The organism is Streptomyces sp. NBC_00466, assembly GCF_041433995.1.
Classification (GTDB): Bacteria; Actinomycetota; Actinomycetes; order Streptomycetales; family Streptomycetaceae; genus Streptomyces.
In genome coordinates, this window is record NZ_CP107896.1 from 4,821,126 (window position 1) to 4,833,802 (window position 12,677).

General features: G+C 70.9%; 8 protein-coding genes. All 8 read left to right on the plus strand.

Annotated features, from left to right (window positions below; all coding sequences use genetic code 11):
- The first annotated feature begins 15 nt into the window (after window positions 1–15).
- The 8 genes from mreD (at window position 16) to rpmA (ending at window position 12,646) form a co-directional block, all read left to right on the plus strand.
- On the plus strand, window positions 16–690 hold the full coding sequence (mreD, locus tag OG210_RS21570) for a rod shape-determining protein MreD (RefSeq protein ID WP_371538324.1): 675 nt from the start codon (window positions 16–18) through the stop codon (window positions 688–690).
- A gap of 61 nt (window positions 691–751) precedes the next feature.
- Entirely contained in the window at window positions 752–2,932 is a 2,181-nt protein-coding gene (gene mrdA / locus OG210_RS21575; RefSeq protein ID WP_328326527.1) for a penicillin-binding protein 2, read from the plus strand.
- A 3-nt stretch (window positions 2,933–2,935) separates the two neighbouring features.
- On the plus strand, window positions 2,936–4,126 hold the full coding sequence (rodA, locus tag OG210_RS21580) for a rod shape-determining protein RodA (RefSeq protein ID WP_328326525.1): 1,191 nt from the start codon (window positions 2,936–2,938) through the stop codon (window positions 4,124–4,126).
- Window positions 4,127–4,215: 89 nt separating this feature from the next.
- Entirely contained in the window at window positions 4,216–6,153 is a 1,938-nt protein-coding gene (locus OG210_RS21585) for a TIGR03960 family B12-binding radical SAM protein (protein ID WP_328335421.1), read from the plus strand.
- A gap of 321 nt (window positions 6,154–6,474) precedes the next feature.
- Window positions 6,475–7,308 carry a TIGR03936 family radical SAM-associated protein gene (locus tag OG210_RS21590; protein WP_328326523.1) on the plus strand — a complete coding sequence of 278 codons (834 nt, stop codon included), beginning with the start codon at window positions 6,475–6,477 and terminating at the stop codon, window positions 7,306–7,308.
- 282 nt (window positions 7,309–7,590) lie between these two features.
- Window positions 7,591–11,766 (plus strand): Rne/Rng family ribonuclease, encoded by a 4,176-nt coding sequence (locus OG210_RS21595; protein WP_328326521.1) that lies wholly within the window; start codon window positions 7,591–7,593, stop codon window positions 11,764–11,766.
- A gap of 293 nt (window positions 11,767–12,059) precedes the next feature.
- Window positions 12,060–12,380, plus strand: coding sequence for a 50S ribosomal protein L21 (rplU, locus tag OG210_RS21600; RefSeq protein WP_164265538.1), 321 nt, complete (start codon window positions 12,060–12,062; stop codon window positions 12,378–12,380).
- Window positions 12,381–12,391: 11 nt separating this feature from the next.
- A complete protein-coding gene (gene rpmA / locus OG210_RS21605) occupies window positions 12,392–12,646 on the plus strand; it encodes a 50S ribosomal protein L27 (RefSeq protein WP_164265539.1) in 255 nt (84 codons plus the stop codon).
- Window positions 12,647–12,677: the final 31 nt, after the last annotated feature.

Consider the following 12,677-nt stretch of genomic DNA (forward strand, 5'->3'; position numbering starts at 1 on the left):
TAGGAGCTGATCCGTATGCGTCTCAACCGGATGCTGCTCTCGGCCACGCTGGTGGTGGTCGCCCTGGTGATCCAGGTGAGCGTGCTCGCCCGACTCCAACTCCCCGGCGCCGTACCGGACCTGCTGCTGCTCACGGTGGTGGGCCTCGCCCTGGTGTACGGCCATGTGGGGGGCGCCCTGATCGGTTTCGGCGCCGGCCTGCTGGCCGACCTGGCCCCGCCCGCCGACCACGCCGCCGGACGGTACGCGCTGGTGCTGTGCGTGATCGGGTACGCGGCCGGGCTCGCCAGGCCGGAGAACGGCCGTATCAGGTCCGTCACCGGACCGATGCTCGTGGTGCTCGCCGCGGCGATCGGCTCGACCCTGCTCTACGCCGGGGTGGGCTCCCTCGTCGGTGACACCGCCGCCCGTCATGTGGGCCTGGCCGGGCTGCTGTTCAGCGCCGCGATCTACGACCTGCTGCTCGCGCCGTTCACCGTCCCGCTCATCATGGCGCTGGCGAGACGCGCCGAGAACGACCCGCTCGCCGAAGGCCGCGACACCGGCGGTATGACGAGCGATGTCGCCACCGGCTGGCTGGCGACGGGCACCGGACTGAAGATCGGCGGCCAGCGCGGCGGTCTGCGCATCAAGGCGGCCAAGTCACGCGCGGCGAAGGCCGGACGCATCAAGGGGGTCAAGAGGCTGTGACACTGCGACACGCTGGGGCGCGGCCGTCGGATCCCGGCCGGACAATCAGTGGGGCACGGCTGTGAGCAATATTCCCGAGACCGGACGGACCTCGCGGGTCCGGATCCGGCTCGTCGTCATTCAGGTCCTTGTCTTCTCCCTCCTCCTCACCCTCGGCGGCCGGCTCTGGTACCTCCAGATCCGCAACGGTCAGGAGTACAGCGCGGAGGCCAGGAACAACCACGTCCAGCAGGTCGTCCAGCCCGCCGTGCGCGGCTCCATCTACGACGCGCGCGGGGTGCCGATCGCCGACAACGAGACCAAGCTCGTCGTCTCCGCCAACCGCACCGACCTGATGAGGACGAGCGACAACGGCAAGGCCGTCCTCACCCGGCTGGCCGGCGTGCTCGGGATGAAGCCCGCGGACGTCATCGCGAAGGTCAGGCTCTGCGACGCCAAGACACCGAAGCCGTGCTGGAACGGCTCGCCGTACCAGCCGATCCCCGTCACCGAGACCGCCACCACTCAGCAGGCACTCCAGATCCGCGAGCGCACCGAGGACTTCCCCGGCATCACCGCCGGGCCCACCGCGGTCCGCAGCTACCCCGGCACCGGAGGCCTCAACGCCGCGCAGGTGCTCGGCTACCTCGGCCCGGTCACCGACCAGGAAGTCGCCAAGTCCAACAAGACGAGCAACCCGCTGCTCCGCTCCGACCAGGTCGGCCGGGCCGGTCTGGAGTCCACGTACGACCAGCAGCTGCGCGGCAAGTCCGGCGTCACCCGCTACGAGGTGGACAACCTCGGCCGGGTCATCGGCAAGGCCGGGCAGACGGCGTCGCAGCCCGGCAGTTCCCTGGTCACCAGCATCGACTCCCGGGTGCAGGCGCTCACGGAGAAGGAACTGGACGCGACCATGAAGGCCCTCCGGGGGACCTATGACTCGGTCACTCACTCCAACTACAAGGCCGACTCGGGTGCGGCCGTGGTGATGGACGTGCACACCGGGCAGGTCATCGCGATGGCCAGCGCCCCGACGTACAACCCCAACGTCTGGGGCGGCGGCATCTCGGCCAAGAACTACGCCAAGCTCACCAAGGTGTCCTCCAACTACCCCCTGCTGAACCGCGCCATCCAGGGTCAGTCGGCGCCCGGCTCGACCTTCAAGGTCATCTCCACCAGCGCCGCCATCAACGCCGGGTACGCCCCGGACGGCGGCTACCCGTGCACCTCGTCGATGACCATCGGCAACCGCGAGTTCAAGAACTTCGAGGGCGAGAACTACGGGAACATCAGCCTGGGCAAGGCCCTTGAGGTCTCCTGCGACACGGTCTTCTACCACCTGGCCTACGACCAGTGGAAGAAGGACGGCGGCAACAACCCCAAGCACCCGAAGGACTGGTTCTTCAAGACGGCCCGCGAGTTCGGGCTCGGCAAGAAGACCGGCATCGACCTGCCCGACGAGCTGGCCGGCCGGGTCCCGGACCGCGACTGGAAGAAGGCCTACTGGGAGGCCAACAAGGACGTCTGGTGCAAGCAGGGCAAGAAGAACGGCACCTACGTCGAGCAGATCGAGTACGAGAACTGCACCGACGGCAAGCAGGTCCGCGCCGGTGACTCCGTCAACTACGCGATCGGCCAGGGCGACACGCTCCTCACCCCGGTCCAGGAGGCGATGATCTACTCGGCCATCGCCAACGGCGGCACGATGTACCAGCCGAGCGTCGGCAAGGCGATCGTCAGCGCCGACGGCAAGACGGTGCAGCCGATCAAGCCGAAGCGCATCGGGAAACTCCCCGACACCAAGTCGACCGTCTCGTACATCAACAAGGCCCTTGAGGGCGTGGTCACCAGCGGTACGGCGGCCTGGCAGTTCGGCGGCTGGCCGCAGAACAAGATCCCCCTGCACGCCAAGACCGGCACCGCGGAGGTCGCGGGCAAGCAGACCACCGGGTGGCTGTCCACGTACACCAAGGACTACGCGATCGTGATGACGATCTCCCAGGGCGGTACCGGGTCCGGCGCCGCCGGGCCCGCGGTCCGCAAGATCTACGAGGCGATGTACGGAATCGGCAAGGGCGGCCAGCCGGACCCGAAGAAGGCGCTCCTGCCCAAGCCGGAGACGGCCCTGCCGAAGATCAACAAGGACGGTGCGATCATCTCGCCCAAGATCACGCCGCCCAAGCCCGACCAGTCGCCGCCGGCGCCCTCGCCGTCGTCATCGGGCGGGCAGCAGATCGCGGTCGGACCGGGCAGGAAGGACTAGGACATGGGTGGTTTCTCCGTAGCGCGGTACGCCCCGGAGCAGGGCACCTGGTCCAAGCTGACCGCCCGCGACTCGCTGATGCGCAGGCTGGACTGGCCGCTGCTGATGTCGTCGCTCGCGCTGTCGTTCATCGGCATGCTGCTGGTGTACTCGGCGACCCGCGGCCGCACCTCCCTCACTCACGGCGACCCGTACTACTTCCTGCTGCGCCATGCCATGAACACCGGCATCGGCGTCGGCCTGATGATCGGCACCATCTGGCTCGGCCACCGGACCCTGCGCGGCGCGGTCCCGATCCTGTTCGGCATCTCCGTACTGCTGATCCTGGCGGTGCTCTCGCCGCTCGGGCAGACCGTGAACGGTGCGCACGCCTGGATCGTCATCGGCGGCGGATTCTCGCTCCAGCCCTCCGAGTTCACCAAGATCACGATCATTCTGGGGATGGCGATGATCCTCGCCTCCCGGGTCGACGCGGGTGACCAGGAGCATCCCGACCACCGCACGGTCGCCAAGTCGCTCGGGGTGGCCGCCATCCCGATCTTCATCATCATGCTGATGCCGGACCTCGGCTCGGTCATGGTGATCGCGATGATCGTCCTCGGAATCCTGCTGGCCTCCGGCGCCTCCAACCGCTGGGTGATCGGGCTCATCGGCACCGGAGTGGTCGGTGCCATCGGCGTCTGGAAGGCCGGGCTGCTCGACCAGTACCAGATCGCCCGCTTCGCCGCCTTCGCCAACCCCGCGCTCGACCCGGCGGGCGTCGGCTACAACACCAACCAGGCGCGGATCGCGATCGGTTCGGGCGGCCTGCACGGAATGGGCCTCTTCCACGGCTCGCAGACCACCGGGCAGTTCGTCCCCGAGCAGCAGACCGACTTCGTCTTCACCGTCGCCGGCGAGGAACTCGGCTTCCTGGGCGCCGGACTGATCCTGGTCCTGCTCGGCGTCGTGCTCTGGCGCGCCTGCCGTATCGCCCGGGAGACGACCGAGCTGTACGGCACGATCGTCGCGGCCGGGATCATCGCCTGGTTCGCCTTCCAGGCGTTCGAGAACATCGGGATGACGCTCGGCATCATGCCGGTGGCCGGGCTTCCGCTGCCGTTCGTCTCGTACGGAGGGTCCTCGATGTTCGCCGTGTGGGTCGCGATCGGGCTGCTCCAGTCGATCCGGGTGCAGCGCCCCATGTCGGCCTGACCTCCCGGCGGATTCCCCGGCGGGCGGTGGAGGCCGCCCGCCGGGGTACGCTGGATGGTCATCCCTGCCCGCTCATGAGAGACACCACCATGCCTGTCGAGTCGGTCGAGTCGGTCTTCCCGCGACTGGAAGCGCTTCTCCCGCACGTCCAGAAGCCCATCCAGTACGTGGGCGGGGAGCTGAACTCCACCGTCAAGCCGTGGGAGAGCTGCGACGTCCGCTGGGCGCTGATGTACCCGGACGCGTACGAGGTCGGGCTGCCCAACCAGGGCGTCATGATCCTGTACGAGGTACTCAACGAGCGCGAGGGCGTCCTCGCCGAGCGCACGTACAGCGTCTGGCCTGACCTGGAAGAACTGATGCGCGAGCACAAGGTGCCGCAGTTCACGGTCGACGCGCACCGCCCGGTGAAGGCGTTCGATGTCTTCGGGCTGTCCTTCTCCACCGAGCTCGGCTACACCAACATGCTCACCGCCCTGGATCTCGCGGGCATCCCGCTGGACGCCAAGGACCGGACCCTCGACGACCCGATCGTGCTCGCGGGCGGCCACGCGGCGTTCAACCCCGAGCCGATCGCCGACTTCATCGACTGCGCGGTCATCGGCGACGGCGAGCAGGCGGTCCTGGAGATCACTGAGATCGTCCGTGCCTGGAAGGCCGAAGGGCGTCCCGGCGGCCGCGACGAGGTGCTCTTCCGCCTCTCGAAGACCGGCGGCGTCTACGTTCCGCGCTTCTACGATGTCGAGTACCTGCCCGACGGGCGTATCGCCCGCACCGTGCCCAACAGGTCGGGCGTGCCGTGGCGGGTCTCCAAGCACACCGTCATGGACCTCGACGAGTGGCCCTACCCGAAGCAGCCGCTCGTCCCGCTCGCCGAGACCGTCCACGAGCGGATGTCCGTCGAGATCTTCCGCGGCTGCACCCGCGGCTGCCGTTTCTGCCAGGCCGGCATGATCACGCGCCCCGTGCGGGAGCGAAGCATCACCGGCATCGGCGACATGGTGGAGAAGGGCCTCAAGGCGACCGGCTTCGAAGAGGTCGGCCTCCTGTCGCTGTCGTCCGCTGACCACAGCGAGATCGGTGACATCGCCAAGGGCCTCGCCGACCGGTACACCGAGGACAAGGTCGGTCTCTCGCTGCCGTCGACCCGGGTGGACGCGTTCAATATCGACCTGGCCAACGAGCTCACCAGGAACGGCCGCAGGTCCGGCCTGACCTTCGCCCCCGAAGGCGGCTCCGAGCGCATCCGCAAGGTCATCAACAAGATGGTCTCGGAAGAGGACCTGATCCGTACGGTCTCCACCGCGTACGGCAACGGCTGGCGCCAGGTGAAGCTGTACTTCATGTGCGGCCTGCCCACCGAGACCGACGAGGACGTCCTCCAGATCGGCGACATGGCGGTCAACGTCATCGCCGAGGGGCGCCGTGTCTCCGGCCAGAACGACATCCGCTGCACCGTCTCCATCGGCGGCTTCGTGCCCAAGCCGCACACCCCCTTCCAGTGGGCCCCGCAGCTCTCCGCCGAGGACACCGACGCCCGGCTCACCAAGCTGCGCGACAAGATCCGCGGCGACAAGAAGTACGGCCGCTCGATCGGCTTCCGCTACCACGACGGCAAGCCCGGCATCGTCGAGGGCCTGCTCTCGCGCGGCGACCGCAGGGTCGGCTCGGTCATCCGCGCGGTGTACGAGGGCGGCGGCCGCTTCGACGGCTGGCGCGAGTACTTCAGCTACGACCGCTGGATGAAGGCCGCCGAGCAGACACTCCCGGGCTTCGGCGTGGACGTCGACTGGTACACGACCCGTGAGCGGACGTACGAGGAGGTCCTGCCCTGGGACCACCTGGACTCGGGTCTCGACAAGGACTGGCTCTGGGAGGACTGGCAGGACTCACTCGACGAGACCGAGGTCGAGGACTGCCGCTGGACACCGTGCTTCGACTGCGGGGTGTGCCCCCAGCTCGACCTCGACATCCAGATCGGGCCGACCGGCAAGAAGCTCCTGCCGCTGACCGTCGTCAACAAATAGCCCGTGCGTGCGCGTGGAGGCCCTGCCCTGCGGCAGGGCCTCCGCCGCGTTCCGGGGCTGCTTCCGCAGCACTCGGGCCGACGTCCGGGAACCTGCCGTGCTCCGTGCGCGTACTCTGGGTGGTAGTACATCGACTGTCCCCGAAGCGGCAGCCGGACCAGAGTTCTCCCAGCACGGCACGCATTCCGCCGGACTGGGGTGAGCCGGTCCGATGCCCCGGGAACCCCGCCGTAGGGCGGCGCGCCCCCCGCGCCAGCCCCGCACCGAGGAGAAGAACCACTGGGCAAGCGACAGCCCGAAGGCCCGCCGCCCGCACCGGCAGTGCAGCGCATCCGACTGCGCTACACCAAGCGCGGCCGCCTCCGGTTCACCAGCCACCGTGACTTCCAGCGCGCCTTCGAGCGCGCGCTGCGCAGAGCCGAGGTGCCGATGGCGTACTCGGCGGGCTTCACGCCGCATCCGAAGGTGTCGTACGCCAATGCCGCACCCACCGGCACCGGCAGCGAGGCCGAGTTTCTGGAGATCGCCCTCACCGAGGCGCGTGACCCCGGCACGCTGCGGAAACTGCTCGACGAGTCGCTCCCGGACGGGCTCGACATCACCGACGCGGTCGAGGCGCACACCTCGGGTCTCGCCGACCGGCTGACCGCCTCGGTATGGGAACTGCGCCTGGACGGCGTGGAGTTCGAGGAGGCGGAGAAGGCCGTGGCCGCGTTCGTCGCCGCCGGGACGGTCGAGGTCCAGCGCCGCACCAAGAACGGCGTACGGACCTTCGACGCCCGCAGCGCGGTGGCCGGTCTGCAGGCCGTACGCCCCGAGCCCGGCGCGGACGCCGGGACCACCGGGGCCGACGGCACCGAGCCGGTCAATAGGCCGGGAGGTGAGCGCTGTGCGATACTGCGGCTGGTTGTTCGGCACGTGACACCTGCTGTGCGACCCGACGACGTCCTGTCCGGTCTCCGCGTTGTGGCCGACCTCGCGCCGCCGGTCCCCGCAGCGGTGACCAGGCTGGCGCAGGGGCTCTTCGACGAGGAGTCCGGCACGGTGACCGACCCGCTCTCGCCCGACCGCGAGGCAGCCCCGGCCGCTCCACCCACGGCCGCCGGAACCGCCACCCACCGGCTTTCCGCCGACGGGACACCCGCGACGGTGTGAGACGGACCTCCCCGGCCCCCGGGCCGCGGAGGCGGTCCCGCCGCGTAAGGACCAGTCGTTGTAGCGCAGCCCTCGTATCCGGGAGCCACCTGGGTCGGGCAGCGCACTGACCAGAAGACTTTCGCCAGGCCGTACGTACATCGCGTAGGGAACCGGCGAGCCAGACATCAGCTCCCGTGCGGCGCCCGCGCCCCGGACGAGCGGAACCGCGTATCTGACGCGGACCGTGCCGGACCGGACACAGACGCGGCGCCCGGGAGCGTGACGGGAGAACCGCCCGCAATGCTTGAGTCGAACGATTCCGGTACCACCGGAGCGAACGAAGAGACCAGTCCCAGCGACACGCTGCCCCCGCGCCGTCGGCGCAGGGCCGCGTCGCGCCCCGCAGGCCCCCCGGCCGGTGCGCAGAACGGCGCCGCCGAAGCGGCCGCACCAGTGACGCCGGCCATACCGGCCGCGGACGCCGCCGCGGCCGACTCCGGTGCCGGTGAGACCGCGGCGCCGCCCGCCCGCCGCCGCGCCACCCGTAAGGCGACCGCACCCGCGGGTTCCGCCAGGTCCACGGAAGCCGCGCCCGCCGCAGCGGTGAGCGAGGAGCCCGCCGCCGAGGCGCCGCGCGGCCGTGCCCGCCGCCGTGCCTCCGCTCCCGCGGGCGCACCGCAGGCCGAGGCCACCGCGGAATCAGCCGCGGAACCCACAGAACAGGCAGGGCCGTCCGAAACCGCGCCGCCCACGAGGTCACGCCGCCGGGCCACCCGGTCCACCGGTGCACCCGTGGACGAGCCGCAGACCACCCAGGCCGTCGTGGCCGCTGCTGAGCCGGAGGCCGTTGTGGCCGATGAGACCGCCGACACGCAGGACGCCGCCCCGGCGCGTACCCGCCGTCGTGCCACCCGTAAGGCCACCGCGCCCGCCGGTGCGCCGAAGAGCTCCGAGGCTCCGGAAGGCGCGAGCACCACGACCGGGACCGCAGGGGCAGCGGAGACCGCCCCGTCCGCCGGTTCCGGTGAGCCGGGCGAGCCCGCCGTGACGCAGGACGCCGCCCCGGCGCGTACCCGCCGTCGTGCCACTCGTAAGGCCACCGCGCCGGCCGCGGCCGAGCAGCCCGCCGCCGAGCAGGCGCCGCAGGCCGCCGAGGCCGCGCCCGCCGCCGAGGCCCCGGCCGCCGAAGCGCCGCGCGGCCGCGGCCGCCGCCGTGCCACCTCGCCCGCCGCCAGCCCGCAGTCCGACGCCGGCCAGCCCGAGGCCCCGGGTGAGAGCCTGCCCGAGGCCGTGGCCGAGGCGCTCGCCGAGGAGACCGAGGCCGCGCCGCGCGGACGCAAGCGCCGCAGGGCCGAGTCCCCGCAGTTCACCGCTGTCGGTGAGAAGGAGAAGGCGCAGCGCCCCGCGGAGCCCGCCGAGGCCGCGGAGCCCGGACGCTCGCGCCGCCGTGCGCAGCGCCCCGCCGTGGCCGTCTTCCAGGCCCCCGTCTTCGCCGAGCCGATGTTCCAGACGCCGGAGACCGCCGCCGCGGCCGCCGCCGCCCGGCCCGCCGAGCCGGTGGAGGAAGAAGAGGACGAGACCGCGGTCGAGGAGACCGCCAAGGCGCCCGAGCCGGCCGAGTCCGCGCCGCAGGGCGGCACGCGCGGCCGTCGCCGCCGTCGCCGGGGCGAGGCCGCCGAAGCCGAGAAGGCTCCGGAACAGGTGGCAGCGCCCGCCGCCGAGCAGCCCGCAGCCGACGAGGCCGAGGCCGACGAGCAGTCCGCCGAGGACGCGCAGCACGGCGAAGAGTCCGACGAGTACGGTGACCGGCCCTCGCGCCGCCGTCGCCGGGGTGGCCGCCGCCGCCGTCGTGGCGAGTCCGGCGACACGGACGACAACGACAACAACGACCGCGACGACCGCCGCCACGACGACCACGAAGCCGAGGCGGAGGGTCCGGACGAGTCGGAGGCCCGCGAGGGTTCCGGCGCGGACGAGGAGGACGACGACCACGCGGCCTCTGGGTCCAGCAGCAGCCGCCGTCGCCGTCGCCGTCGCCGTCGCAGCGGTGACGCGGGCACCGACGCCGACGCCGTGGCCGACGACCCGGAGCGCACGGTCGTCAAGGTCCGCGAGCCGCGCAAGAAGGAAGCGGCCGAGCGCGAGCCCGGCACCGGCTTCGACGAGGTCCAGTCCATCAAGGGCTCGACCCGTATGGAGGCGAAGAAGCAGCGCCGCCGCGAGGGGCGCGAGCAGGGCCGCCGCCGCGTCCCGATCATCACGGAGGCCGAATTCCTGGCCCGCCGTGAGGCCGTCGAGCGTGTGATGGTCGTACGCCAGCACGGCGAGCGCACCCAGATCGGCGTCCTCGAGGACAACGTGCTGGTCGAGCACTACGTCAACAAGGAGCAGGCCACCAGCTACGTCGGCAACGTCTACCTGGGCAAGGTCCAGAACGTGCTGCCGTCGATGGAGGCCGCGTTCGTCGACATCGGCAAGGGCCGCAACGCCGTCCTGTACGCCGGTGAGGTCAACTTCGAGGCGCTCGGCATGGCCCACGGGCCGCGCCGTATCGAGACCGCGCTCAAGTCGGGGCAGTCGGTCCTGGTCCAGGTGACGAAGGACCCGATCGGCCACAAGGGTGCCCGCCTGACCAGCCAGGTCTCGCTGCCCGGCCGCTACCTGGTCTACGTGCCCGAGGGCTCGATGACCGGCATCAGCCGCAAGCTGCCCGACACCGAGCGGTCCCGGCTGAAGACCATCCTCAAGAAGATCGTCCCCGAGGACGCGGGCGTCATCGTGCGCACCGCGGCCGAGGGCGCGAGCGAGGACGAGCTGCGCCGTGACGTCGAGCGGCTCCAGGCGCAGTGGGAGGAGATCGAGAAGAAGGCGAAGAGCGGCGGCAGCAGCAATGCCCCGACGCTGCTCTACGGCGAGCCGGACATGACCGTCCGGGTCGTCCGCGACATCTTCAACGAGGACTTCTCGAAGGTCATCGTCAGCGGCAACGAGGCCTGGGACACGATCCACGGCTACGTCGCCCACGTCGCCCCCGACCTTGCCGACCGGCTCTCGCGCTGGACGTCCGAGGTCGACGTCTTCGCGACATACCGCATCGACGAGCAGCTGATGAAGGCGCTGGACCGCAAGGTCTATCTGCCCAGCGGCGGGTCGCTGGTGATCGACAAGACCGAGGCGATGGTCGTGGTCGACGTCAACACCGGCAAGTTCACCGGTCAGGGCGGCAACCTCGAAGAGACCGTGACCAAGAACAACCTGGAGGCGGCCGAGGAGATCGTCCGCCAGCTGCGGCTGCGCGACCTCGGCGGCATCGTCGTCGTGGACTTCATCGACATGGTGCTGGAGTCCAACCGGGACCTGGTGCTGCGGCGCCTGCTGGAATGCCTGGGCCGGGACCGTACGAAGCACCAGGTCGCCGAGGTCACCTCGCTCGGCCTGGTCCAGATGACCCGTAAGCGGGTCGGCCAGGGACTCCTGGAGTCCTTCTCCGAGACCTGCGTCCACTGCAACGGGCGCGGCGTGATCGTGCACATGGAGCAGCCGACGTCGGCCGGTGGCGGCGGTGGCGGTGGCAAGCGCTCCAAGAAGCGCGGCCGCGGCGGCGCGGACCACGAGCACACGGCCGACCACGAGCACACGTCGGAGCAGGGTCACGACGAGGCGCACGACCACGAGGCGGACACCGAGTACGTCGAAGCGGTCGACGTGGTCCCCGTAGCGGACGAGCCGGAGAGCTTCGTACCGGACGAGGAGCTGTACAGCAGCCCCGCAGAGGCGGAGGCGGCCGCCACGCGCAGCCGCGGCCGCCGCCGGGCGACCCGCAAGGTGTCGGCCCCGGCCGGCGCTCCGAAGGGTGCGCAGCCGGAGCCCGAGCCGGTCGTCTCCGAGCCGGTCGTCCCCGAGCCCGTGAGCGAGCAGCCTGCCGCTCCCGAGCCGGTCGCCGAGCCGGTAGCCGCCCAGCAGCCGGCCGCCGAGCCCGAGCCGGTCCAGGAGGCCGCTCCGGCCCGTGGGCGCCGCCGGGCGACCCGTAAGGCCACGGCCCCGGCCGGTGCGCCCAAGGCAGCCGACGAGACCGCGGAGATCGTGGTCGAGGAGGCCCCGGCCCCCGTGGCCGAGGAGCCGCAGGCTCCCGCCGAGCCGGCCGCCGAAGCCGCACCGCCGCGCGCTCGCCGCCGGGCGACCCGTAAGGCCACCGCCCCCGCGGGCGCGGCCGATGCGGCTGTCGTCGTGGTCGAGTCCCCGTCGGACGAGGCCCCCGCCGGTACGGAGACCGGTACGGAGACCGAGGCACCGGCCAAGAAGACGGCCGCGCGCAAGACGGCCAAGAAGGCGCCCGCGAAGAAGGCGGCCGCCAAGAAGACCGCGGCGAAGAAGACCACCGCGGCCAAGAAGACGACGGCCAAGAAGGCGACGAAGAAGACGGTCGCCGCCGAGGAGCAGCCGGCGTCCGGAGTCACGGCCTCCACCGAGGACTGACCCGCGCCGGCCCGTCAGGCGAAAGGTGCGGCCCTCCTCCGGGAGGGCCGCACCTGTCTGTGCGGCGACGCCACCGGGGCCCTCGGGGTCCCGCCCCTGGGGCCGGTTTGACCCCCCGGACCCCGACCCGTAGCCTTACCCCTCGGCGTGTTTCCTGTGCGCCACACCTCTGAGCAACTCCCTCCTGGCTCCGCCGGGAGAGGCCGCTCGTCCATTCCGGATCGTCGCGGGTCCCCGGACCCGTGTGAGCGGCTGGCATCAGAGGGCCGATTCCGAGCGAAAGAGAGATCCGCGTGTACGCCATCGTGCGCAGCGGTGGTCGTCAGCACAAGGTTGCTGTCGACGACATCGTTGAGGTTGACAAGATTCCCACCGCCAAGGTTGGCGACACGGTCGAGCTCTCGACCCTGCTCGTGGTCGACGGTGACGCGGTCACCAGCGACCCGTGGGTGCTTGCCGGTATCAAGGTCCAGGCCGAGGTCGTGGATCACCACAAGGGCGCGAAGATCGACATCCTTCGCTACAAGAACAAGACCGGCTACCGCCGTCGCCAGGGTCACCGCCAGCAGTACACGGCGATCAAGGTCACCGGTATCCCCGCGGCTGCGAAGTAAGGGACTGAGACATGGCACACAAGAAGGGCGCATCGTCCACTCGGAACGGGCGCGATTCCAATGCTCAGCGGCTCGGCGTGAAGCGCTTCGGCGGTCAGGTCGTCAACGCCGGTGAGATCCTGGTCCGCCAGCGCGGCACCCACTTCCACCCGGGCACCGGCGTCGGCCGTGGCGGCGACGACACGCTGTTCGCGCTGAACCCCGGTTCGGTCGAGTTCGGCACGCACCGCGGCCGCAAGGTCGTGAACATCGTTCCGGTCGCCTGATCTTTGAACAGGCGCAGTCTTAGGCTGCCGT